Source organism: Rufibacter sp. JT20002 (assembly GCF_056491185.1).
In genome coordinates, this window is sequence record NZ_JBSZJY010000001.1 from 2,081,574 (window position 1) to 2,103,640 (window position 22,067).

The window sequence follows — 22,067 nt, forward strand, 5'->3', positions numbered from 1 at the left end:
TGGCTCATCTTCTTAAGCTTTCCTAATCTGTTATGATGTTAAAAAACACCCTTAAACCTTCAGGAATTACCTTTCTTGTACTTGCTGGCGTTCTGGCAGTAAGTTGCAACAAGGCCATTACCACTACGGACCAACAAGCCGTTGCCACAACCCAAGAAGCCACTCCAGTTCCAGCAGAAAGTAAACTGCAGTCAGGCATCCTGGTTGCCAACATGGACACTACGGTGGCGCCCGGCGATGACTTTGCAGCGTTTGTCAATGGGCAATGGATTAAGAAAACCGAGATTCCAGCAGATAAAGCTGCTTTTGGAAGTTGGTCCCTTATCGTAGACAAAGCGCAGGAAGACATAAAGGCCATTATAGAAGCAGCTGCCGCTGGTACTTCCGCTGCAGGGTCAGAAGAACAGAAGATCGGGGATCTGTATGCGTCTTATATGAATGTGCAAGCCCGTGATTCTATCGGCATAAAACCGCTTACGGCTGAGTTTCAGAAAATAGACGCTATTCGTACGCAGAAAGACTTGGTTCGGTATTTCGCCTATATGAACAAGTATGGTGGTAGAGTTCCGTTCAATGTGGGGGTTGAAACAGATCTTAAGAATCCCAAACAATACATGCTGATGACTTGGCAGGGTGGCTTGGGTTTGCCAGAGCGCGAATACTATTTCCTCAATGATGCCAAGTCAAAGGATATCCGAAACAAATATGTAGCACACATTGAGAAGATGTTCACGTTGGCGGGTGTTGCCAAAGGCAAGGAGAAAGCTTCTCAAATTATGGCTTTGGAGACGCGTATGGCCTCCAAACACATGAAAAAAGAAGACACCCGCAACATAGTGGCACTTTACAACAAATACGCTGTCAAAGATGCGGCAGCCCTCATGCCTGCTGTTGACCTGATCGGTTTTCTGCAGGAAGCCGGCATAAAGCAAGACAGCATTGTGGTAACGCAGGTGGCCTACATGAAAGCCGTCAATGACATTGTAAAAACCACTCCGCTCTCTACCTGGAAAACCTACCTGCAATGGAGCGCTCTTAATTCAGCTGCTGCTTATTTGACGTCTGCCCTGGACAAGCAAAACTTTGAATTCTATGGGAAGACCCTCTACGGTATACAGCAGCAAAGACCACAATGGCGCAGGGCTGTGGATGTGGTAAATGGAAGTCTGGGCGAAATGGTTGGGAAAGTGTATGTCCAAAAGCATTTTCCACCTCAGGCCAAAGAACGGATGCAGGTGCTAGTGGGTAACCTGATCAAGGCATATGAAAGCAGCATCAAAGAGTTAGATTGGATGAGCGAGGCCACCAAACAACAGGCCTTGGATAAGCTAAGCAAATTCACTCCTAAGATTGGCTACCCTGACCAATGGCGCGACTATTCCGCCTTGCAAGTAGCAAAACATGATTTGTACGGGAACATGCAGCGGGCCACTGCTTTTGAATACCAGCGCAACGTCAATAAACTAGGCAAACCCGTTGACCGCAGTGAATGGGGCATGACTCCTCAAACCGTGAATGCGTATTACAACCCGCCGTTGAATGAGATTGTTTTTCCGGCCGCCATTCTACAGCCTCCCTTCTTTGATATGAACGCTGAAGATGCGGTGAATTATGGTGGTATTGGAGCTGTAATAGGGCACGAGATCGGGCATGGATTTGATGACCAAGGCAGCACCTTTGACGGAAATGGCGTCATGCGCAACTGGTGGACCGACCAAGACCAACAGGAATTCAAAAAACGCACTAGTGCGTTGGTAGCTCAATACAATGAGTTCAAAGTATTCCCTGATCTGAACGTAAATGGCGCCTTTACCTTAGGCGAAAACATTGGCGACTTGGGTGGCTTAAGCATTGCGTTGAAAGCCTATAAAAACAGCTTGAACGGAAAGCCTGCGCCTGTCTTAGATGGGTATACCGGAGAGCAACGGGTATTTATTAGCTGGGCGCAAGTCTGGTTGAATAAAGCCCGAGAAGAAGCACTGCGCAACCAGGTTTCCACAGACCCGCACTCTCCCGCCAAGTTCCGGGTGAACGGGGTGGTACGGAACATTCCTGAGTTCTACACCGCTTTCAATGTAAAACCAACTGACTCGTTATATCTGGCTCCTGAAAAAAGAGTGAAAATCTGGTAACGAAGTAGCTCTAAGATGTTAAAGTAAGCAGAAAGGCCCGTCTAATTTCATTTAGTCGGGCCTTTCTGCTTACCGTACTCTCTGAAATAGAGATAAGCGACTGCAGCAAATACAAATTTTACCTTTTCTTTGAAGGTAACCAGCGTATTCCCGTAAAAGACGTTTTAAGTCCCTTTTGAATAAAAAGCCCTGAAAACCTGATTTTTACTTTCTGGTTATTTTTTAGAAAACAGGTGCTGCCAGTACAACACCTGACCAAACCTGAACCAACACCTACGCTATGAAAATCATCACCATCACCATCAATCCAGCTTTAGATAAAAGTACCCGGGTGCAACGGTTGGCCCCGGAGAAGAAGCTGCGCTGCGAAGAACCTACGTATGAGCCGGGCGGCGGCGGGATCAACGTTTCACGGGCTATTAAGAAATTGGGTGGTGAGTCCTGTGCCTGGTATTTGTCTGGCGGAGCGGCCGGTGAGCGTATTGGGCAGCTTTTGCAGGAGGAAGGGGTAGACTTTAAGGAATTCAAGTGCGAGAACTGGACCCGTGAGAACCTGATGGTGTTTGAGACCGGCACCGGGGAACAATACCGTTTCGGGATGCCCGGCCCGCAGATCTCAGAGCCTGAGTGGCGGCAGATTTTGCAGGCGCTGGAAGAGATTAAGGAAGTGCCCGAATACGTGGTGGCCAGCGGCAGCGTCTCCCCCGGCATTCCAGATGATTTCTACGCACAGGTGGCAGAGATTGCGGTACGCAAAGGATTTAAGCTGGTGGTAGATACCTCGGGCGAAGCCTTGATGAAAGCGGCCGGGGAAGGCATTTACCTCTTAAAACCTAACCTGAACGAACTGGCCGCGCTGGCTGGCAAGGAAAAGATCACCGCCAGAGAGCAGGAAGCGCTGGCGAAGCAGGTGATACAAGAAGGGAAAAGCCAGGTGCTGGTGGTCTCTTTAGGGCCAAGGGGCGCCATGCTCGCCACCAAAGACGGCTTTGACTATATAACTCCGCCCACCGTGAAACAAGACAGTGCCGTTGGCGCCGGCGACAGCATGGTAGGCGGCATGGTCTTGAAATTAACCGAGGGCTGGGCCTGGCCAGATGTGGTTCGGTACGGCGTAGCCACCGGCACGGCCACTACCATGACACCCGGTTCAGAGCTTTGCCGCCGGGCAGACGTGGAAGAAATCTACGAGTGGATCCAGAAGCATAGCGCGGCCGGAGTAGACCTGAACAGAGCGTAAATCCTTCCCGCTTTGCTTTACTTCGCAGTCTTAATCACCTTCATCTGCACCGGCACAATGCCGCTCTTTTCCATGTCCAGTTTACGGGCAGCAGACTTGGAGAGGTCAATGATGCGGCCGGGGGCAAACGGTCCCCGGTCGGTAATCATGACTTTGACCGATCTGCCGTTTCTGGGGTTGATGACTTTGACTTTGGTGCCGAAGGGAAGTTTCTTATGGGCAGCGGTGCGTTTGCCAGGCTTATACCGTTTACCGTTAGCCATTTTGTTTCCCTTCAGTTTGTCTGAGTAATAAGAGGCCTTGCCGGTTTCCACATACCCGCGTTCCCCAAAAGCGGGCGCACTGGAGGTGCAGTTGGTGGTCAGGAAAGAAAGGGCAAGCAAGCAAAGCAGGTTCCAGCGGAACAAGGGGTGAAGACTACGCATAAGCAAAAAAGTGCCGCAGGGCAGAAGCTAGCAAAGGCCAATCTAGCTGCTCCAGCGGATGTTTGGTATTAGGTAAAACGTGCAACTGGCCCTTCGGCAACTTCCTATACGCCGCCAATGACTCCTCTACGGAAACCATCTGGTCTTTGTCGCCTACTGCCACGCACACCGGAACCGTAATCTGGCTTAACTCAGCGGGAGAAAGTGTAGGGCTTTGGCCCAGATGCAACATCATCTCAGCGGTGCGGTGCAGTACCTCTGCCCAGTCTTGTGGGGCATGGCGCTGTTGCAGTACTTGGGCAAACGCAGGCACCTTGGCTTCTAGTATTTCGGGGTTAAGTTTGGACGTCTCCTGCTGAGCGGTTTCCGGGGTCCAGTTGAATTTGGTGGCCAGCGTAAAGATTCTGGAGAAACGGGCGGGCTGCAGGCGGGCAGCCTCTAGGGCAATGTAGCCTCCCATGCTGTAGCCAAATACCTGAACGGTGGGCAACTGGTGCTCCTCCAGCCAAACCAGAAGTTGTTGGGCGAAGTCCTCAATCCGGAAGGGCCCTGCCGGGAAAGGCTCCCCACCGTGGCCCGCCAGGTTGAAGGAGTACACGGGCACGGTAGTCGGAAGCAAGGGCAACAGCGGATTGAATTGGTCTTTCGCACCCAGTGCGCCGTGCAGCAAAAGCAATGGTTCCATGTGGTAAGATAAGGATTCTTGCAGGTACAGACCAAAAATTCCGTTTTGTCCTTGATTCAAAGAAAACACCTCCTAAACAGCACGTGGCATTTTCTTCTCTAAAAGCCTAGGTTTCCTTTAAAAGCGCCTAGGAGAGTTTTTTCAGGAAATGGAAGCCTTTGATTACAAAGCCCTCGCGCAGGTAGAATTTATGGGCGGCATTGTTCGCTACGTACGCATCCAGCATCATGGTCTCACATTGGTGCTTGCTTGCCTCTGCCGTGAGCCAGTCAAGCAGCAGTTTTCCTATCCCTTTAGAACGGTATTGCTCGTCTACCACAAAGTTGTCTACCTCCAGGTACTTGCCGCTGTAAAGTTTGGTGCCTATCCAATAGCCCGAAAGCCCCAGGCAGGTGGCGCCGTCAAAAACACCCACCATGCGGTAGTGCAGCGGAAGCATGAGACGTAGCAATTGCTCGTATCGGTCCGGTTCCATGTTGGGGTTCAGGTACTGAATCAGGGGAAACTGCTGCAGCATCTCAGGCAACTCCGTTATTTCCCTTACTTGAAAAGATGTAGCCATGTCGTTCATTCGTCAGCCACAAAAGTAAGGAGTGGATGATGGGAGTGAAACAAATGCTAACAAAATGTTAAATAAAGCTAGGTAAATACTCATAACGTTAAATATCTGTTAATTAAGAGTAAGTGCTTGTTTTTGGTAGAATAAGGCCTCTATATTTGGATCGTTAATCAGCAAAAATATCGGCGTAAACAGCTGAATGTTGTGAGGGTTTTAGCATTAAGTTCTTTGTGTTGCCAAATGTAAATGCCTCTGCTAAGTAGTTAGTAGAACGTTTGCCAAATAAAATATAGGGTGGACATGGAGGCTGGTATGTCAGATTTGTTTGCGGTGCCAGGCTTGAAAAGGGAAAAGTGTTCGATTTTATCAAAAAAATGTACGGCATCGAACAGGGGGTAAATCTAAAAAGTCTATAAATAGCTGACTATTAAAGTTTTAATTGTTTGGCATGCAACTTGTCAAAGTGAAAGAGAAGCTAATAAAAGGATCTCCGGACAGTAGAAACACAGGAAGTTTGAACCGCTTATTCTGTTTCTGAAAAAAAATAAAAAATATTTTTAGCCTCAAGCAACCTTCTTTTAGAATCTGCATCTATTAGAGTATAACAGTAACATATAGGAAAAATACAGTAAGTAATAATGGGCAAATTTATGCCCCGGATCTTTACGTCCTTTTTTTAGAAAAAGGTGCTTTTAAACAGCGGAATTAAACATAATAAAGATTTAAAAATTTAGTCATTAACTCATTAAAACAAAATAATTATGAAACGTTTATTCATCATCCTCGCCTTAGTTAGCATTCAAGTATTGTCAGCGTTCGCCCAAGGTCCTACTAGCCGGGTTAACTCTGAGAAAGTTAAAATGTACCGTCAGCCAGCCGTTGGTGGAGAGGTGATGCGCCTCTTGGGCTCTGAAGACGAGATCATTGTCATGCGGAAACAAAACAACGAATGGTCTCTTGTGCAAATTGAAGGGGAAGCCGGCTACGTGCTGAATGCCTTCTTGAAAGCCAAAAAAGTTAAAAAAGCCACTGCCGCTAAAACTCCTGTGGCCCCAGACAAAAGCGCCAAATTGTAACCAGGTACTAACGGCCCCTTAGGGGCTTCTACCTAGTACAATAAAAGCAGAGGGCCCACTCTATTAAGAGTGGGCCCTCTGCTTTTACCTGAGTTAAGAGGAGCTATTCTTTTGGAGTGTAATTATAGATCTCAATGGCCTCAGAAAGTCTGTCCTTCTTAACCAACCTGATTATCTGCGGAAGCAAAGAAACACCTACGCCTACCCACAACAGTGGAGAGACCCTGCTGGTGCTGGAAGAACCTCTGAATTGTTGCTGCAAGCCCGCCAGCATTAACCCGGCCCCGGCAACGTACATTCCGGTCTGTATGTTCTGCCCTCTCTTGTATTCCTGCAGGCTTTCCATACTGCCGGGGTTATCAGACAGGGCTGCTCTCAGGTTTTTGTAGGTGAGTGGCTCCAGCGGACCATTCTCTTTGGCGAAGTAATACACCCGGCGCTGGGTAGGGTAGCCGTAACCATAACCGCCCATACCGTAGCCTCCCATGCCATAGCCGCCATACCTTCCCATGCCAATACCAACGCCCGGTGCGTACGAATTGTAGTCTGTCCGGTATACAAAGTACGTGGAGATGCGTCCGGCTTGTTCGCGTTGGGCAAAGTTACTGAAACGCCGCCCCGCATCTACCCGGGCAAAGAAGCCCTCCTGACTTTGGAAGTACTTCACCGTTTCAGGGGCATATTTGAGAGAGTCGTCTAATAAGAAGAAGTTTTGTTTGAAAACAGGGCTTTTGAATTGAAGGCGCTGCGCGTACACGCGTTCGCCGGTATGCAGTTCTATAAAGTACGGCTGCCCAGAAGTAGTGCCTTGTTGGGCCCAGCTACATTCTGCCGCCGCCCAGCAAAAGAAAACCAGAAAATATAATTTTTTTATCATAGCAATATTTTAACGAAAAAGTGGTCTCTCTATGATAAAGCTAAAGAAAAAAAGATAATCTCCGCTATTTCAGGGTAATATCTGCCCGTGAAGCGAAACAGCAGGTTGAAAACAGAGTAAAAGAGAGAACCTAATGTTTCACTTAACTAGATTTGCCATGTTTATAGCATTGTGTATTTTATTGATTGTTGCTTTGTTTATTACCGTCTATTACGTGAGAGCAAACAAAGTAGGCGCAGCGCCGGGAGGTACAGCTTCCCGTGTTTCTGGCGGCGGACCTAATAAGCCGTTGGTACCAGGGCAATCTGCAAGCAACTCCTTCAACCCGGGCAGTATTCCAGACGCGGCCGGAAACGGAAACTCTGCCATGAGCTCCGGTAAACAAGGCTAACAGAGAGATAGAGGAACCCAGCACCAGCTGGTAGTAGTAAAAAAGAAAAGGTACCGCTAAGCGGTACCTTTTCTTTTAAAGTGGTGTGAAACACGCTTAATGCGTGCCATTATCCTGCGCCATGGTAGGCTGTTTTTTCTTGGAGGCAGAGGTGTTGGTTTTATTTTCAGAAGAGGTATTCTCTCTTTCTAACTGGATAGGCGAAGAAGCGCCTTCCCGCACCTCAATCCGGCGCTTGGCGGTTTTCTGCTCGTCTTTAGGAACCACCACGCGCAGCACACCATTCTCGAACACCGCCTCAATGCTGTCGGCTTTTACCGTGTCTGGGAACTGGAATGAACGGCTGAAAGACCCATATTGGCTTTCAATCAAGTGATAGCGTTTGTCTTTCTGCTCGTTCTTGAAATGGCGCTCACCAGAGATGGTCAGAAACCCCTGTTGGAAATTCAGGTGAATGTCTTCTTTCTTCATGCCCGGAAGAGCCATTTCCAGCTCATACCCTTTGTCGGTTTCACAGGTATCTACCTGAGGAGTGAACCTATTCAGCCGCTCACGGCTGTTCACAGAATCATTAAAGAATCGATCCAGCATACTGCTGAACGTCTGCGGCATCATGTCATCAAAGCCGCTTCCTAAACGTTGAATGGCCATAACTTTACCTTCTTTAAATTGTGAAACATAGGGCAGATTTCCTGCCTCAACCAAATACTTGCGTTAATACCACAGGGGCCGTTTTAAGCCGGTTTAGAGTAAAAGTGCCCGGAAACGCACCCGCCTTCCGGGGCTTTATAGAATTAATTAGCGTTGCTCCACTTCCAAAAACCGAGGGCCTTGCGGCAGGTAAGGAATGTGCACCCGCAGCTCGTTGCCTTCGTGTACCACTCTTAGGTGACTAAAGTCCACGTAGGGAGGTAAAACAAAATTCTGGTGAAACAACGGAATCTGCATGGCTTGGTGGTGTTCGCTTTGGTGCAATGCCATGACAGTAAGCTGGTTTTTGTCCAGTACCACCTGGCATTGCTCGGCAGAAACACCTGGTAACAACACCTGCAATACCGCTTCTTTCTTGCGCTTCATCATGTTCACCTGCGGCTGGACAACCCCTCCGCCAATGGTGTTGGTCAAATCTATATAATGAGCGACGTTCTGTAAGAACTTTTTATCTTTAATCAGTTTCATGATGCTTCTCCTCGTCCTTTCTTGCTTTTGCTAGATGGCCTATTGCAAAGGGCATACCAATGGCCTTACAACCCTTTTTAAGGCTGATTTAAGACAGAATGGCAATTGGAATACGGGTTGGTAGTGTAATTTTGGCAGAGTTTTTCCGTGAAAAAGTGACCGTTTAGAAAGCGCAGAATCCAATTCATGTAGGAGGAAAACCGAAGCCAAAATCAACGGAATTTACCGGTGTATTCCTTGTACTTTGCGGTTTGCAGTGCGTATAAGTAACATTCGGTACACGCGCCTAGGCAAAGGAAGGTGCGGACTACGATTTACCATCGTAGCAGCGAGGAAGAAGTAATCGTTGGAAAACATTTGGGCTGCTTAGAGGTTATGTACTGCGCCTGAGTGCCAGATAGGCCAAAGCAGCTAGATCACGTGGTCAATGAACGTGGGAGCATGAGAATTTAAGAAAAGCTAGATAGGGGAAGAAGGGCTTTCAGGAGTCCTCTTTAGACTAAGAACGGCAGTGTTGCCTTTACTATGAAGAAAATATACTATCAAAGCACCGGCCTTACCTTGAGCGTGGATGAGGAACGTTCCACCGCGTATGCGGTCTGGAATGGGTTCCTGAACAGCAAGGAGCTGCGGGAGGCGGTGTTGGTGTGTGTGGAGGTGATGGAGGAGAAAGGCGTCACCCGGTGGCTAGCCGATAACCGTAAAATGAAAGCGATCAGACAGGCAGACCAGCTATGGTTTGCCGAGGAAATCATCCCACGTATGTTGCGGAGCCCTCTCCGCCGGATGGCTACCCTGGTCTCAGAAGATTTCTTTAACAAGATGGCCGTAGAGCAGTTGATGCAGCGCACAGGCCAGCCAGACCATCTTGCCCTCCGTGACTTCAACGATGAGAAAGAGGCCATGATCTGGCTGATGGCTCCTGTGTCTGAGCCCGCTAAAAGCAAAGACAAAATTTAAAACTCTGTAAACCCGCGCTCCGCCGGATGTGGACACCGGACCCCCATTCTGCTTTCTTTTTGTAAGAAGTTTTGGCTCAAGGCTTATGGCTTTGAATAAATGTACCTACATAAATTTTTAAGCAACTTTTGTAAAAGGATTGTAATTTTACAGAAAAAATAGGACTCATATATTCATAACCCAATTCCCCAACCGGGTTCACCGAGTCTTTCATAGCGATCTATTCTATATTAAATGCCGGTTACACTACCTTCTGTTTATTATAAAAGCAAGGCCTTTACAGTACAATATGACCAGGAACGATCTGTGGGAATGGCTGTCTGGCAAGGAAAACTGAGCAGTGCCGATATGCAGGAAGCATTCCTGATCTGCATGCATGTCGTTGATAAGTACAAACTTACCCGGTGGTTGGGCAATGACCGCAAAATGAAAGGGTTCTCAGAGGAAGCCAAACTATGGATTGCCGAGAACATAGTGCCCTCTATGGTGGCAAGTACCTTACAACGGATGGCAATCATCCCCTCAGAGGATGAGGTGCAGGTAGAAGCCGTTGAGTTCCTAATTGAGCGTGCCGGAGACCGAGGAGGCTTGCTGCTCTGTAATTTTACCGATGATGAAGAAGCCTTACGCTGGCTTCTGGAGGAATAACCTCCTTTTACCTCCTGCACTGGCCCCATTGTTTGTCCCAGGGCAATCCTGCCTTAATTCCTTCTTTCACTGGAATTCATCGCACGCCTTCTGAACCCAAGCGTTTACGAGCCATTCTCGCAGTTTAAGCCCTTAAACAGAAATTGGAAATCGAAAGCGCCTGTATGGCTTAGGGTGCTTCCGTTCTTTTGGGGTAACTCTCCTGCTCGTGCGTCGTTTGTTCAGGGTAATGGAAACACTGGAGTTTATATTAGGGATTGGGGAAGAAGAACTGAACTGGTGGCAAATGTCAGTGAGGGCAATCCTGGTCTTCTTTATCTCATTAACGTACGTCCGGATTGCCAACAAGCGCATTTTCGGTCAGCAGAGTGCCTTTGACATAGTGCTGGGTATCATGTACGGCTCTATTATGAGCCGGGCCATTACGGGTACTTCACCTTTCTTTCCTACGCTTGCATCGGGGTTGGTTTTGATTCTCCTGCACCGGTTGCTGGCGTGGGTTGCGTATAAGTTTGGCCATGGGCATGGCGTGAGCAACTTCTTGAAAGGAAAGTCAGATGCGCTGGTCAAAGATGGAAAGCTTCTGGAAGATGCTTTAAGCTACCACAACGTCACCGAGAATGACATCATAGAAGTGATGCGCTCACAAGGTGGCCCCGTGGAGATAGCCAAAATAGACACTGCCTGCCTGGAGCGTAGCGGTAAAATCAGTATTGTCTACAAAGAAGACAAAGGCTGAACTTAGGTAAGGCTACTTGCGCGGTGCCAACTCCAACACTCCCCAAGTTTTTCCCGTCTTTGTAATAACAGGTTTACTGAACTCTGGTTAGTTTCATGCCCACTTTCCCGTAACTAGTGCTAGGCCAGTTGCCTGCCGCCAAAGGAACACAGACATCTAAAATAAGGGTGTCATTGGTGAGTTGGATGATGTTATATTCCAGCCCGCCAATGGTAAGTTTATCTCCCTGCCGTTCATAGGCGGTTGTGGTAGAAGTTGGTTCTGAAGCGCTGCACCTGCGGGTACCGTGCTGGATCACCAGTTCTGTTGCGCTACTAAAGTCATAGACATCATCATCCTGGCAGGTTGTATTGCTGGGTTTAAAGGCCATATCAGCGGGCGTGGTCTTATACGCACAGGCGTCACGGGTTCCTAATTCCAGGACTTTGCTGGAGTACATCTACCACTTTGTATTCAAGTTCGCCTCGGGCGCGCCATCGTCATCGTTATCACAACTACTGAAAAAACATGCCCAGAAAAGAAGCGCTAAAAGACGGGTTGTTTTCATGATGCCTGTAGGTTAGGTGTAAGACAAATTTCACAAAATTATGCTGTCCTGCAAATCAAGGCACTAGTGCTGAAATGTCTTTTTACCCTTGGTGTGTACGGGTGTTTGAATCTGCTTTTTCTGGCACTTTTCTTTTTCCTGCAGAGATTTTCTTTTCCCTATTTTTTCTCCCTGGCGGACAAATTAGCGGGCTAAGGGATTTAAGTTGCAACTTGCTTTCCATTTGCAAGTGTCTGCTAGAAGGTGCCTCTTTTTCATCCACTTTCTGCGGCAGATAAGCGCTTAACCTGCTTTAGGTTATGAAAACGCTTTTGGATTTGCTTCGGGTTATGACGTAGTTCTGTTTAAAACAATTGTGCTTTACCTGTAGTTATTGCTTTTATTTACGCCACGGTCATTCTCTTTTAGAAAATGGATTTCTCAACACTGTTCCAGCACGCACCAGACAACATGGTGGTCATTTCCCCAGAGTATAAAATTGTGGCGGCCACCAACGCCTATTTGCGCACCACCATGCGCCGGAGAGAAGATCTTGTAGGGTTGCATTTTCTGCTGGAGGCATTTCCGGATAAGACGTATTCGTTTGAGGAGAATCCGGTGCGCAAATCCATAGAACGAGTGCTGCAAACCAAACAGGTAGATTACATGGACCTGGTGCGGTACAGCATTGCGCGCCCTGCAAGCGAAGGCGGCGGAGATTACGAGAGCATTTGGGAGGCTTCGCACACTCCGGTGTTGGATGCCCACGGAAACGTGGAGTACATCATCCAGAAGACGGCTGATGTAACGGAGCGGGAACTTGCCAAACAAGCCCACCAGGAAAGTGAGAACAAGTTCAGGATTATGACTGATACCGTTCCTCAACTGATTTACACGGTAAATCCGGAAGGCCGGGTAACGTTTGTGAACGAACGATTTGTGAAATACACCGGCACCTCTGCCGAGGAGATCCAGGCCTCTCCCACGGGCTTCCTGGACGCCATCCACCCCGAGGACCGCGAAGGCTTTCTGGCCCGGGCGCAGGAAAGTTTCCAGAACCTGGAAGAGTTTCAGGCCGAGATACGGATGCGGAACCGCGAGGGCAATTACCGCTGGTTTGTGAAGAAGTGCTCTCCCGTGATGTTAACGCCTGGTAAGGTTTCTTTGTGGGTAGGCAGCGCCACAGACATCCACTCTACCAAGCAGATGGTGCAGGAGCTTTTGGAGAGTAATGAGCAAATGGTTCTGCTCTCTGAACAGGTACACGCTGCCCTGCAAAAAGCCCAGTCTGAGCGGAAAACCCTGGAAAATATGATCATGAACGCCCCGGCCATCTTCTGTACCTTAAAAGGGCCAGAGCACCGGTTTGAGTTGATCAATCCTTATTACCAGGCGCTCTTCCCAGAGCGGGAGTTGCAGGGCAAAACAGTAGCCGAGGCGGTGCCGGAAGCGGCGGAGCAGGGCTTTGTAGACTTGCTGGACAAGGTGTACCACACAGGTGAAGCCTTCTCGGCTGATGAGGTTCTGTTCCAGCGGAAAAGGCAAGACAATGGTGTGGTAGAAGATTTGTACCTTGCGCTCAACTACCAGCCCATCTTTGGAGAAGACCTGCAGCCCATTGGAATCTTGGTTTTTGGGTATGAAACCACTGAGCATGTGAGGCTTCGGGAACGCCTAAAACAAAAGGACAATGCCTAAGGAAGGCAGCAGTCAACAGATGATAAAAGCTTTACATGAACGCTGCGCAAAGTGATCTTCAGCAACTCAGGATAAAGCTGATCCTTTTTAAATCGAAGGTGCGCTCTGCGGTGTACGGAGGCACCCCCGATGAGGAGTTTTTCTCTTCCAGCGGGCCGGTAAGCCAATGGTTTAGAACCATTGGAGCGGTACGCTATAGCCATGTGCCTGAGTTCACCACCATGTCAAGGCTGTACAAAGACTTGCTCACCACCGCCACCCACCTTATAAGCCTGTACCGGTCAGGCAAGATTGAAGAAGCCCATGAAGGCTTGCAAACCATTGACAAACACGCTGAACAGTTAACCCGCCTTATTTCCACACTGGAAGGCCGGTTCGTGTAATTTCCCCCTCCATTAGGTAGCAGGCAAAAGCCTGCGGCAGCCCTTCCCTATTCCTTCATTTCCTCTTCTGTAGCTAAGCTGATAAATCCACCTGGTTATATCTAAATCAAGGTGACGAGTATTTTATTTCTGGTGATGCAACCTTCAAGGGGCTGAAAGACTCTTCCTTGTAGTGCATCATTCTTGAATTTACACGCTTTTATCCTATGAAAACCCATTTCAGAAAGTTAGCCTTTGCCTTTTGTGCCACCCTATTTCTCGCTGGCTGCGAATTTGATGATCCGGAGCCTTCTATGCAGGAAAACCCGGTTTTTTTGACCAAAATATCCACGAGCCAAGGCGATAGCCGCGAGTTCCAGTATTCGGCCTCAGGATGGCTGGCCCGGATCGTAGGCAAAGGAATGTTGGCCTTGAACGAGAACGAACAGTCTACCACCGAGGTGGTCTATGACAACGTAGGCCGCATTGCCTACCTCCTCACAGACGGTCCTGACCTAGATACCGAAAATGCTTATTTCTACACCTCAGACAACCAGCTCTACAAATTAGATGAACTCATCAATGACAAAGTAGAGAGCTACCATACCTTTGAGTACGATGCTAACAAACGGCTGACGGCCCGCTATAGCTTCTACAAAGATGCAGCCTCCACGTCTACCACGCCTCGTGAAACTAATAAAGTGACGTACACCTATGACGCCAACGGCAACGTAAGCGAGATTGCCATGTACCACAAGGCTACTGCCACCTCGGCCTGGGTACTGTCGCAGACCAGCAAGTACGAGAACTATGACACTAAGAAAGGCGTGCAGCACATGGCCGACTTCCTGTTCACGCCGCACATCAAACTGTTCCGCAACAACCCCGGCAAAGTCACCACCACGCTGGCCAGCGGCGAGGTGCGCGTAACTACCTTCACCTACGAGTACAACGCCCAGAACCTGCCCACCAAAAGAATCACCGCGCCCGCTAATGGCACCCCTTTCCAGACGGAGTATACTTATGTGATGTAAGCCTGTGTTTTAAGAATTGAGTTTCTTAAAATAAGCGAACTCCCGCTTTAGGCCTGATTTTATGAAAACAGGCTTAAAGCGGGAGTTCTTTTTGCCTTCACCTTTGTAAGTGGTAGTGCTTTTCAACTGAATTACCACACTATTCTGCGAGGGCACTTGTCAGACGAATCATCTCCTCAATCCTGCTTTCGGCCTCTTCTCTGCTGATGCCGTGGTAGAAGTCCTGAACCAATGGGTGTTCAAAGTCTTCATGCGGGAAGACGTGTGGCCTTTTGTTACTGGCTTGTGTTACCACCGTTGACGGAACATGCAGTGTTTCTTCATACCCCAGAAGGTTGTTGCATATATATCCAAAGTAGCTAACCTCGTGGGCTTCACTATGGTAGTTTTCCTGATAGTCTAGAAAGGTCTTTTCGCTTACAGAAACCCAGAATCCGTAATCTAAATCCTTACAATGGTCATTCACCGGAATAGTCATCACCACTCTGATAAATCGGTCTATATCATCTTGATGGGTGATGGTGCAAAAATCTCCTTCCAGCCAGCCTTGTGCTTCTTTCTCTTCTTCTGATAAGTCGCTGTAATGCGTGGGCGACGTATAGGTTAAGGCGGGCCAACTTTCATGCTGCTTGCCGCAGTCTGCACAGGTGTAGGTCATGTTAAAGGTCGAATAAGGTTAGAGTGGATTTTCGGTATACTTCACAAAGCCAAATACCTCAATCTCTTCCTGTTTTTGATTTATTCTGTATACTACTAAATAGCCCTTGAATGCCAGTTCTCTTATTTCTTCCTGGTCAAAGAAAATTGATTTACGATGCCTGAACGGCATGTTAGGAATCTCTCGGATCTGCTGCGTGATGTCGGCTTTGAACTTGCGGGCAGCGCCAGGTTTGTCTTGGGCAATGTACTGCACCTGGGCATTCAGTTTCTCGCTGAACCGCCTGGTGATCTTAAGCTTCATACCGCTTAAGGGTATTTTCAAGCTCTTGGTCTAGTTGATCAATGTCTAGGAACTCAGCTTCTCCTTTCTCCAGTTGCGCCAAATCTTGCTTCAACTCCTTTTGCGTGGCAGTGAAAGCATCATTCTCCTCGATAATCTCTAATTCGTCTTTGGTGAACTTGCGCAGAAACCACATTAAATTCTGATACACTTTCTCGTTCACCCGTAGCCGTATGGTTTGCATAGCAGTTTTGTTTAAGTCTTTCCAGTAGATAAAATTACGATTCTATTTCGTTTTTGGCCTGTTTTCTGAGAAAGAGGCTAAAATGGGTTTGGTTGGAAGAAACAAAAAAGGAGGCCATTGGTGGCCTCCTTTTTTAAGTTAAGAAACTAGATTGAACTCCATCTGCTTGATATTTCCTCACATGCGGCTTCTATCTCTAATAGCCTCTTTGAATATGCTTTTGGAGCTGTATAGATCGTCTTGTTAAAGATATCTATGACGAAACAGTTTCTAGCTTTAATATCAGAACCTGTTTTCTCCTTCAAGTACTTCATTAGGAGAGTTCCAATAAATTCTGCTGAAGGTCTAGCTAAAGGGTATGTCTTTGAAAAATAAAGCTTGACACCTCCAGTGATTTTGCTCTTCTCATGTATTAATATCTCAGGTCGGATACTTATCTCGACTCCTGAAATAGTAATCGAGGCTGAACTGCTAATTCCCTCAAAGTAATCCTTGTCGGCTTCAACTAGTTCTGAATCTTCAATAAACTTCAAAAATTCAGTTAGAGCCTCTATACAAGAGTAGATTACTTCATTTTGGTACTTGGTAGATGGCTTAACTTCGTTCAATTGCTTGATAGCATCAAGAATCAATTGGCTATCCTTATTCTTATCCAAGAAAAAATCTTTAATGACAGTTTCAGCTTTTGAATATCTGGCCGTTATAAAGCTTTTTGGATATTTTGAATCATAAATAATTCTTGTGCGCCTAATCGAGTTAGCAAATTGATACTCACCCATTTTGTTGACTGTGATTCTTGGTGAAGTCCTTCCAATTCTTGGCTCCACCAGTTTACTAAGTTTTTTCACTTATCTCAAATTATAAAAACTAGTAGCACTGGTCGTCGTACTTGTAGATTGTTAGATTAATCTACACTTTTGCAAGACTTAAAGGATAAGAGATTAGGGTGAAGAGCCCTAAGAGCCGGGAAGCTAATTATCCTAGTGAAGAGAATGCTGCTACTGTGGCGTTCTCTTTTTTTATATCTGATTTTTTCTTCTGAAAAGCCTTTCCTGCTTTAAGAGTGAAATAAATATTTAAAAGTTGGTAGAGAATAGTAAACAAAAAAAGAGGAGGCGATTAGGCCTCCTCTTTTCTATTTTTAGCTACCACATGCCTCGCAAGCGTCTGGATTATCCAGGGAGCAGGCCATGTCGCTTTGGTTCTGCTCTACCGTGCTGTACATCGGGGCCAGGGTTTCGGCGGCTTGTTTCTCTACCGTGAACTTGATGGCATCGGCGGCGGCTTTGGTGCGCAGGTAGTACATACCGGTCTTCAAGCCTTTCTTCCAACTGTGGAAGTGCATAGAGGTCAGCTTCCCGAAGTTCACGTTAGACACGTGCAGGTTCAGGCTTTGACTCTGGCAGATGTAGGCACCACGGTCGGCAGACATGTCAATGATGGTCCGTTGGCTGATTTCCCACACCGTCTTGTACAGGTCTTTGATGTGTTGCGGAATGTTGGTGATGCCTTGCACCGAGCCGTTGGCTGCGATGATGGCATTCTTCATTTGGTCGTTCCACAGGTTAAGTTCAATCAGGTCTTGCAACAAGTGCTTGTTCACCACCATGAACTCCCCGCTCAACACGCGGCGCACGTAGATGTTAGAGGTGTAAGGCTCAAACCCTTCGTTGTTACCCAAGATCTGCGACGTAGAAGCCGTTGGCATTGGCGCTACTAACAGAGAGTTACGCACCCCGTGCTCTACCACTTCCTGACGAAGCGCTTCCCAGTCCCAACGACCGCTGTCTGGCGATACGCCCCACATGTCAAACTGGAAGATACCCCGACTGATTGGTGAGCCTTCAAACGTTTCGTATGGTCCGTTCTTCTTGGCCAAATCCTTAGAAGCCGTCATGGCCGCAAAGTAAATTGTCTCGAAGATTTCCTTGTTCAGGCGGGCGGCTTCGGCGCTCTCAAACGGCATACGCAGTTTCAGGAACGCATCTGCCAAGCCTTGCACACCCAACCCGATAGGGCGGTGACGCAGGTTAGACTTCTTCGCCTCTGGTACCGGGTAGTAGTTGATGTCAATCACCTTGTTCAGGTTCTTGGTCACCGTGTACGTTACCTCGTAGAGTTTCTGGTGGTCAAAGGTTTTAACGCCTTTTTCTTCTTTGATATAGCGCGGCAGGGCCAGAGACGCCAGGTTACACACGGCAATCTCATCGGCATCGGTGTACTCAATGATCTCAGTACACAGGTTGGAGCTCTTGATGGTACCCAGGTTCTGCTGGTTAGACTTGCCATTGGCGTGGTCTTTAAACAGCATGTACGGCGTACCAGTCTCGGTTTGCGCTTCTAAGATGGCAAACCACAGTTCCTGCGCTTTGATGGTCTTGCGGGCGCGGCCTTCCTTCTCGTATTTTTCATACAGACGCTCAAAGTCTTTACCCCACGTGTCAGACAAGCCTGGGCATTCGTTCGGGCACATCAGGCTCCAGTCACCGTTGGCTTCTACGCGCTTCATGAACAAGTCTGGGGTCCATAAGGCTAAGAACAAGTCGCGGGTACGCATTTCTTCTTTACCATGGTTCTTTCTCAAGTCCAGGAATTCGAAGATATCCGCGTGCCATGGCTCCAGGTAGATCGCGAAGGCGCCTTTACGCTTTCCACCACCTTGATCTACGTACCGGGCCGTGTCATTGAACACTTTCAACATTGGTACAAGACCGTTAGACGTACCGTTGGTGCCTTTGATGTAAGAACCGGTGGCTCTAATGTTGTGCGCAGCCAGACCAATACCACCCGCGCTTTGCGAAATCAAAGCACAGTTCTTCAAGGTGTCATAGATACCCGGTATACTGTCTTCCTTCATGGTTAACAGGAAGCAAGAAGACAACTGCGGCTTAGGCGTACCCGCGTTAAACAGGGTAGGTGTGGCGTGCGTGAACCACTTCTCAGACATGAGGTTGTAGGTCTCAATGGCAGAGTCAATGTCTTCTTTGTGAATACCCACGGCCACCCGCATGAGCATGTGCTGCGGACGCTCCACTACTTTGCCGTGCAGGCGCAGCAGGTACGAACGCTCCAGGGTTTTGTACCCGAAGTAGTCATAGTTGTAGTCACGGTCATAGATGATGCTGGAGTCCAGCACAGCCGCGTGTTTCTTGATGATTTCAAAGACATCCTTCGCAATCAAAGAAGCGTTTTCACCTGTTTTTGGATCTTCATAGGTGTACAACTGCTTCATGGTGTTGAAGAACGACTTCTGCGTCACCTTGTGCAAGCTGGAAATAGCAATACGCGCCGCCAGAATGGCGTAGTCGGGGTGCTTTGTCGTTAAAGAAGCCGCGGTCTCAGCTGCCAGGTTATCCAGTTCTACGGTGGTCACGCCATCGTAAATACCGTCAATTACCTTCTTGGCCACTTCAATAGGACTTACAAACGACATGTTCAGGCCATAGCACAGTTTCTCTATGCGGGCCGTGATTTTATCAAACTTGACCGATTCCCTGCGGCCGTCTCTTTTTACAACTAACATACGCTTACACTAATATGTGACGGATGACGTGACATCCAGATATTTCTCTCCCATGCGCTTTTGCGCCGGGGCATGTTTTTAGGCTTGATTTTACTTGAAAGCCCCACCTCCTGCCGATTGCAGGATGTTTTGAGCCTGTTTTTAGAGAAACAACCCCAAAGCGCTTTAGGGCTGTCTGGGGTGGTAAATTAAAAGTCCTCGTCCAGAGAGAACACGTTAGAGTCACGGTCGCTCATCACGCCCGATTTCTGGTACTCTGCCACACGTTTCTCAAAGAAGTTGGTTTTGCCTTGCAGGGAGATCAACTCCATGAAGTCAAATGGATTGGTTGAATTGTAGATCTTGCCACAGCCCAGTGATACCAGCAGGCGGTCGGCCACAAACTCGATGTATTGGTTCATCAGTTTTGCATTCATCCCTATGAGGTCTACGGGCAGCGCATCGGTCACAAATTCCTGCTCAATGGTCACTGCGTCGCGGATGATCATTTGTACGCGCTCTTCTGGTAACTTGTTCTGCAGCATAGAGTACAGCAGGCAAGCAAAGTCACAGTGCAGTCCTTCGTCACGGGAGATCAGCTCATTGGAGAAGGTCAGGCCTGGCATCAAACCACGCTTCTTCATCCAGAAGATAGAGCAGAAAGAACCAGAGAAGAAAATGCCCTCTACGGCCGCAAATGCAATCAGACGCTCGGTGAAGTTTTCAGAGTTGATCCATTTAAGGGCCCACTCGCCTTTTTTCTTCACGCAGTCAACCGTCTCCAGCGCGTTGAACAAGCGGTCTTTTTCCTGCGGATCTTTAATATAGGTATCAATCAACAGGGAGTAGGTCTCAGAGTGGATGTTCTCCATCATGATCTGGAAACCGTAGAAGCAACGCGCCTCAGGCAGCTGCACCTCTTGCATGAAGTTGATGGCCAGGTTCTCGTTTACAATCCCGTCCGAAGCCGCGAAGAACGCCAGTACGTGGGAGATGAAGTGACGCTCGCCGTCGTTTAGCTTCTCCCAGTCTTTCAGGTCTGGGGTAAGGTCAATCTCTTCGGCCGTCCAAAAGCTAGCCTCTGCTTTCTTATACATCTGCCAAACGGCATCGTTTTGGATGGGGAACAGGACAAAGCGGTTCGGGTTTTCTTGCAATAAAGGCTCCATAGACTAAACGGTTTCTTGCTCTAACTTTATTAAAAGGGTGCGCCTTCAGACGCTGCCTCTCACCTTATAACAGTGGCTTAACGATTAAGTTAAGAAGCAGTTGTTGTGGCTTGAGAATTCAAATATAGGGACAAATACGTTGGTTGCCCGATTAGAACAGCCTATTTTACTAACTTCTTATACAGCAGTTATACAGATAGTTATCAACATTATATTCAACTGATAATCAGTTAGATGTAAGATTTTATCAAAATTAAAAACCTTGAATATAGTATCTGTGCTATGGCTTTAGGATGGTTTCTTTAAGTATAGCGGATAGTTTCAGATAGGTAGAGCAAGCAACCTTAAACCCGTCTATTGCCGGCTTTGAGTAGTGCTTGCATTGGCTTCCTGGCCTTCAGAAATGTGGGTGCACACTGCCTTGATAGACGGACGGAAGCAAGTATGTTTAAGGGCTTGTTTCCTGAGTTTGCGCCAAAAACGGAATGGCCAGAAAGCGTCAACTGCAGGAAAAGGCAGGCAGTGGTTTTGTCACCTCGGGTCATCTGTTGACGTCGGTTAGCTGGTGTTTTTCCGTTTGAGATTTTAGGCAGATCAGGAAATGCTTGTTGTGCAGCCTTGGTTGGCGGGTGTGGAAACAAATCTGCTGTTGCTCTTGACTTTACCTTCGGAATTAGGTAGTTTCATTTACGTTTCTGCCGGCAAGTTCACCTCCTTTAGCCGCTTGAAAACGCCCCGTCTTTGCCGCCTTTTCTGGTTGGCTTTCTATTCTTTTGTTTTTATCCACTTGTAAGTGATTGATTATCAGTATAGCTTTGGTTTATCCACCTGAGTTATCCACATTATGGGGGATAACTCACAACTCTCTTAAAACCAGCATAATATCAGTAGAAATCAAGTTAAAATAGAAGCAGCTTGTTTGGATATTAGCTTGACTGTCCGTACTTTTGCGGTTCAATTTTTTAAAAATATCGTAAGCTGATGTACGCAATTGTAGAAATCGCTGGTATCCAGACGAAAGTAGAGAGCGGTAAGTTCTTCTACACTAACAAGCTTTCCGGCAATGAAGGTGACGCCGTAGAGTTCGCCAATGTTCTTTTAACTGATGACAACGGAACTTTAACTGTTGGTGCTCCTTTTGTAGACGGAGTAAAGGTAACTGGAACCATCCAGGGCCACGCCAAAGGTGACAAAGTGATCGTCTTCAAGAAGAAAAGAAGAAAAGGCTACAAGAAGAAAAACGGTCACCGCCAACAGTACACCAAAGTGTTGATCAACACCATTGGTTAATTTTTGAGGTAAAGGAAAAATTATTGTAGAACCTATTCCTGGGGTTTATTCCAGGATTAAAATAGACTAGAAATGGCTCACAAAAAAGGTGTCGGTAGTTCTAACAACGGCCGCGAATCACATTCCAAGCGCTTAGGCGTGAAAATTTTTGGTGGTCAAACCATCAACGCTGGTAACATCATCGTTCGTCAGCGCGGTACTGCGCACCACCCAGGTGCCAACGTAGGTATCGGTAAAGACCACACCCTGTTTGCTTTGACAGACGGTATCGTACAGTTCAAAAAAGGCGTGAAAAACCGCTCTTTCGTATCTGTAGTGCCAGTTGCTGAAACTGCTGAAGTGACTGCATAACATTCATACCGGCTTCGGCCGCTGAAGAAAACGCAAGAAG

Annotated in this window: 25 protein-coding genes; 12 read left to right on the forward strand and 13 right to left on the reverse strand. The window is 47.6% G+C overall.

The window, feature by feature from the left end; all coding sequences use genetic code 11:
- Window positions 1-32 precede the first annotated feature (32 nt).
- Both ACW9SV_RS08325 and ACW9SV_RS08330 read left to right on the forward strand, forming a co-directional pair.
- Window positions 33-2,132, forward strand: coding sequence for a M13 family metallopeptidase (locus tag ACW9SV_RS08325; protein ID WP_479556275.1), 2,100 nt, complete (start codon window positions 33-35; stop codon window positions 2,130-2,132).
- Window positions 2,133-2,412: 280 nt separating this feature from the next.
- Window positions 2,413-3,372 (forward strand): 1-phosphofructokinase family hexose kinase, encoded by a 960-nt coding sequence (locus ACW9SV_RS08330; RefSeq protein ID WP_479556276.1) that lies wholly within the window; start codon window positions 2,413-2,415, stop codon window positions 3,370-3,372.
- Between the two features lie 17 nt (window positions 3,373-3,389).
- Here ACW9SV_RS08330 and ACW9SV_RS08335 read toward each other — a convergent pair whose 3' ends face one another.
- From ACW9SV_RS08335 to ACW9SV_RS08345, 3 genes are all read right to left on the reverse strand, one after another.
- On the reverse strand, window positions 3,390-3,797 hold the full coding sequence (locus tag ACW9SV_RS08335; protein WP_479556277.1) for a septal ring lytic transglycosylase RlpA family protein: 408 nt from the start codon (window positions 3,795-3,797) through the stop codon (window positions 3,390-3,392).
- Entirely contained in the window at window positions 3,790-4,482 is a 693-nt protein-coding gene (locus tag ACW9SV_RS08340; RefSeq protein ID WP_479556278.1) for an alpha/beta fold hydrolase, read from the reverse strand. Before ACW9SV_RS08340 ends, ACW9SV_RS08335 begins: the two co-directional genes overlap by 8 nt.
- Before the next feature lie 127 nt (window positions 4,483-4,609).
- Complete coding sequence (locus tag ACW9SV_RS08345; RefSeq protein ID WP_479556279.1) at window positions 4,610-5,044, reverse strand: GNAT family N-acetyltransferase; 435 nt, start codon at window positions 5,042-5,044, stop codon at window positions 4,610-4,612.
- A 758-nt stretch (window positions 5,045-5,802) separates the two neighbouring features.
- Here ACW9SV_RS08345 and ACW9SV_RS08350 point away from each other — a divergent pair.
- Window positions 5,803-6,117: an SH3 domain-containing protein gene (locus ACW9SV_RS08350; protein WP_479556280.1), complete on the forward strand. Its 315-nt coding sequence runs from the start codon at window positions 5,803-5,805 to the stop codon at window positions 6,115-6,117.
- 103 nt (window positions 6,118-6,220) lie between these two features.
- Here the strand turns inward: ACW9SV_RS08350 and ACW9SV_RS08355 are convergent, their stop codons facing one another.
- Window positions 6,221-6,994, reverse strand: a complete 774-nt coding sequence (locus tag ACW9SV_RS08355) for a hypothetical protein (RefSeq protein WP_479556281.1) — start codon at window positions 6,992-6,994, stop codon at window positions 6,221-6,223.
- 157 nt (window positions 6,995-7,151) lie between these two features.
- Between ACW9SV_RS08355 and ACW9SV_RS08360 the strand changes: the two genes are divergently transcribed.
- On the forward strand, window positions 7,152-7,385 hold the full coding sequence (locus ACW9SV_RS08360) for a hypothetical protein (RefSeq protein ID WP_479556282.1): 234 nt from the start codon (window positions 7,152-7,154) through the stop codon (window positions 7,383-7,385).
- A 96-nt stretch (window positions 7,386-7,481) separates the two neighbouring features.
- Here ACW9SV_RS08360 and ACW9SV_RS08365 read toward each other — a convergent pair whose 3' ends face one another.
- Entirely contained in the window at window positions 7,482-8,036 is a 555-nt protein-coding gene (locus tag ACW9SV_RS08365) for an Hsp20/alpha crystallin family protein (RefSeq protein WP_479556283.1), read from the reverse strand.
- 147 nt (window positions 8,037-8,183) lie between these two features.
- Complete coding sequence (locus ACW9SV_RS08370; protein ID WP_479556284.1) at window positions 8,184-8,564, reverse strand: Hsp20/alpha crystallin family protein; 381 nt, start codon at window positions 8,562-8,564, stop codon at window positions 8,184-8,186.
- Between the two features lie 525 nt (window positions 8,565-9,089).
- Between ACW9SV_RS08370 and ACW9SV_RS08375 the strand changes: the two genes are divergently transcribed.
- The 3 genes from ACW9SV_RS08375 to ACW9SV_RS08385 all read left to right on the forward strand — a co-directional run bounded on the left by ACW9SV_RS08375 (window position 9,090) and on the right by ACW9SV_RS08385 (window position 10,911).
- Window positions 9,090-9,524, forward strand: coding sequence for a hypothetical protein (locus ACW9SV_RS08375; protein WP_479556285.1), 435 nt, complete (start codon window positions 9,090-9,092; stop codon window positions 9,522-9,524).
- A 234-nt stretch (window positions 9,525-9,758) separates the two neighbouring features.
- Window positions 9,759-10,172, forward strand: a complete 414-nt coding sequence (locus tag ACW9SV_RS08380; protein ID WP_479556286.1) for a hypothetical protein — start codon at window positions 9,759-9,761, stop codon at window positions 10,170-10,172.
- 208 nt (window positions 10,173-10,380) lie between these two features.
- Complete coding sequence (locus ACW9SV_RS08385; protein WP_479556287.1) at window positions 10,381-10,911, forward strand: DUF421 domain-containing protein; 531 nt, start codon at window positions 10,381-10,383, stop codon at window positions 10,909-10,911.
- Between the two features lie 73 nt (window positions 10,912-10,984).
- Here ACW9SV_RS08385 and ACW9SV_RS08390 read toward each other — a convergent pair whose 3' ends face one another.
- Window positions 10,985-11,350 (reverse strand): hypothetical protein, encoded by a 366-nt coding sequence (locus tag ACW9SV_RS08390; protein WP_479556288.1) that lies wholly within the window; start codon window positions 11,348-11,350, stop codon window positions 10,985-10,987.
- Between the two features lie 519 nt (window positions 11,351-11,869).
- Here ACW9SV_RS08390 and ACW9SV_RS08395 point away from each other — a divergent pair.
- The 3 genes from ACW9SV_RS08395 (at window position 11,870) to ACW9SV_RS08405 (ending at window position 14,531) form a co-directional block, all read left to right on the forward strand.
- Entirely contained in the window at window positions 11,870-13,135 is a 1,266-nt protein-coding gene (locus ACW9SV_RS08395; protein WP_479556289.1) for a PAS domain-containing protein, read from the forward strand.
- A 35-nt stretch (window positions 13,136-13,170) separates the two neighbouring features.
- Window positions 13,171-13,518 carry a histidine kinase gene (locus ACW9SV_RS08400; RefSeq protein WP_479556290.1) on the forward strand — a complete coding sequence of 116 codons (348 nt, stop codon included), beginning with the start codon at window positions 13,171-13,173 and terminating at the stop codon, window positions 13,516-13,518.
- Window positions 13,519-13,832: 314 nt separating this feature from the next.
- Window positions 13,833-14,531: a hypothetical protein gene (locus tag ACW9SV_RS08405; protein ID WP_479556291.1), complete on the forward strand. Its 699-nt coding sequence runs from the start codon at window positions 13,833-13,835 to the stop codon at window positions 14,529-14,531.
- Between the two features lie 139 nt (window positions 14,532-14,670).
- Here ACW9SV_RS08405 and ACW9SV_RS08410 read toward each other — a convergent pair whose 3' ends face one another.
- From ACW9SV_RS08410 to ACW9SV_RS08435, 6 genes are all read right to left on the reverse strand, one after another.
- Window positions 14,671-15,189, reverse strand: coding sequence for a DUF2199 domain-containing protein (locus ACW9SV_RS08410; protein ID WP_479556292.1), 519 nt, complete (start codon window positions 15,187-15,189; stop codon window positions 14,671-14,673).
- An 18-nt stretch (window positions 15,190-15,207) separates the two neighbouring features.
- Window positions 15,208-15,492 (reverse strand): type II toxin-antitoxin system RelE/ParE family toxin, encoded by a 285-nt coding sequence (locus ACW9SV_RS08415; RefSeq protein ID WP_479556293.1) that lies wholly within the window; start codon window positions 15,490-15,492, stop codon window positions 15,208-15,210.
- Window positions 15,482-15,715, reverse strand: coding sequence for a tRNA pseudouridine synthase A (locus ACW9SV_RS08420; protein ID WP_479556294.1), 234 nt, complete (start codon window positions 15,713-15,715; stop codon window positions 15,482-15,484). Before ACW9SV_RS08420 ends, ACW9SV_RS08415 begins: the two co-directional genes overlap by 11 nt.
- A gap of 146 nt (window positions 15,716-15,861) precedes the next feature.
- Window positions 15,862-16,542, reverse strand: a complete 681-nt coding sequence (locus tag ACW9SV_RS08425; RefSeq protein ID WP_479556295.1) for a hypothetical protein — start codon at window positions 16,540-16,542, stop codon at window positions 15,862-15,864.
- A gap of 314 nt (window positions 16,543-16,856) precedes the next feature.
- Window positions 16,857-19,238 carry a ribonucleoside-diphosphate reductase subunit alpha gene (locus ACW9SV_RS08430; RefSeq protein ID WP_479556296.1) on the reverse strand — a complete coding sequence of 794 codons (2,382 nt, stop codon included), beginning with the start codon at window positions 19,236-19,238 and terminating at the stop codon, window positions 16,857-16,859.
- Window positions 19,239-19,426: 188 nt separating this feature from the next.
- Window positions 19,427-20,386, reverse strand: coding sequence for a ribonucleoside-diphosphate reductase small subunit (locus ACW9SV_RS08435; RefSeq protein WP_479556297.1), 960 nt, complete (start codon window positions 20,384-20,386; stop codon window positions 19,427-19,429).
- Window positions 20,387-21,367: 981 nt separating this feature from the next.
- Between ACW9SV_RS08435 and rplU the strand changes: the two genes are divergently transcribed.
- The gene (rplU, locus tag ACW9SV_RS08440; protein WP_210462237.1) at window positions 21,368-21,676 is read left to right on the forward strand and encodes a 50S ribosomal protein L21; all 309 of its coding nucleotides are present in this window, start codon (window positions 21,368-21,370) and stop codon (window positions 21,674-21,676) included.
- A gap of 72 nt (window positions 21,677-21,748) precedes the next feature.
- The gene (gene rpmA, locus ACW9SV_RS08445; RefSeq protein WP_479556298.1) at window positions 21,749-22,027 is read left to right on the forward strand and encodes a 50S ribosomal protein L27; all 279 of its coding nucleotides are present in this window, start codon (window positions 21,749-21,751) and stop codon (window positions 22,025-22,027) included.
- Window positions 22,028-22,067: the final 40 nt, after the last annotated feature.

Coding starts and splice junctions, on each gene's coding strand:
- ACW9SV_RS08430 (WP_479556296.1), bottom strand. CDS start 19,238: ATGTTAGTTGTAAAAAGAGACGGCCGCAGGGAATCGGTCAAGTTTGAT.
- ACW9SV_RS08415 (WP_479556293.1), bottom strand. CDS start 15,492: ATGAAGCTTAAGATCACCAGGCGGTTCAGCGAGAAACTGAATGCCCAG.
- rpmA (WP_479556298.1), top strand. CDS start 21,749: ATGGCTCACAAAAAAGGTGTCGGTAGTTCTAACAACGGCCGCGAATCA.
- ACW9SV_RS08435 (WP_479556297.1), bottom strand. CDS start 20,386: ATGGAGCCTTTATTGCAAGAAAACCCGAACCGCTTTGTCCTGTTCCCC.
- ACW9SV_RS08355 (WP_479556281.1), bottom strand. CDS start 6,994: ATGATAAAAAAATTATATTTTCTGGTTTTCTTTTGCTGGGCGGCGGCA.
- ACW9SV_RS08330 (WP_479556276.1), top strand. CDS start 2,413: ATGAAAATCATCACCATCACCATCAATCCAGCTTTAGATAAAAGTACC.
- ACW9SV_RS08395 (WP_479556289.1), top strand. CDS start 11,870: ATGGATTTCTCAACACTGTTCCAGCACGCACCAGACAACATGGTGGTC.
- ACW9SV_RS08365 (WP_479556283.1), bottom strand. CDS start 8,036: ATGGCCATTCAACGTTTAGGAAGCGGCTTTGATGACATGATGCCGCAG.
- ACW9SV_RS08350 (WP_479556280.1), top strand. CDS start 5,803: ATGAAACGTTTATTCATCATCCTCGCCTTAGTTAGCATTCAAGTATTG.
- rplU (WP_210462237.1), top strand. CDS start 21,368: ATGTACGCAATTGTAGAAATCGCTGGTATCCAGACGAAAGTAGAGAGC.
- ACW9SV_RS08420 (WP_479556294.1), bottom strand. CDS start 15,715: ATGCAAACCATACGGCTACGGGTGAACGAGAAAGTGTATCAGAATTTA.
- ACW9SV_RS08345 (WP_479556279.1), bottom strand. CDS start 5,044: ATGGCTACATCTTTTCAAGTAAGGGAAATAACGGAGTTGCCTGAGATG.
- ACW9SV_RS08335 (WP_479556277.1), bottom strand. CDS start 3,797: ATGCGTAGTCTTCACCCCTTGTTCCGCTGGAACCTGCTTTGCTTGCTT.
- ACW9SV_RS08400 (WP_479556290.1), top strand. CDS start 13,171: ATGAACGCTGCGCAAAGTGATCTTCAGCAACTCAGGATAAAGCTGATC.
- ACW9SV_RS08375 (WP_479556285.1), top strand. CDS start 9,090: ATGAAGAAAATATACTATCAAAGCACCGGCCTTACCTTGAGCGTGGAT.
- ACW9SV_RS08380 (WP_479556286.1), top strand. CDS start 9,759: ATGCCGGTTACACTACCTTCTGTTTATTATAAAAGCAAGGCCTTTACA.
- ACW9SV_RS08390 (WP_479556288.1), bottom strand. CDS start 11,350: ATGTACTCCAGCAAAGTCCTGGAATTAGGAACCCGTGACGCCTGTGCG.
- ACW9SV_RS08410 (WP_479556292.1), bottom strand. CDS start 15,189: ATGACCTACACCTGTGCAGACTGCGGCAAGCAGCATGAAAGTTGGCCC.
- ACW9SV_RS08360 (WP_479556282.1), top strand. CDS start 7,152: ATGTTTATAGCATTGTGTATTTTATTGATTGTTGCTTTGTTTATTACC.
- ACW9SV_RS08340 (WP_479556278.1), bottom strand. CDS start 4,482: ATGGAACCATTGCTTTTGCTGCACGGCGCACTGGGTGCGAAAGACCAA.
- ACW9SV_RS08325 (WP_479556275.1), top strand. CDS start 33: ATGATGTTAAAAAACACCCTTAAACCTTCAGGAATTACCTTTCTTGTA.
- ACW9SV_RS08370 (WP_479556284.1), bottom strand. CDS start 8,564: ATGAAACTGATTAAAGATAAAAAGTTCTTACAGAACGTCGCTCATTAT.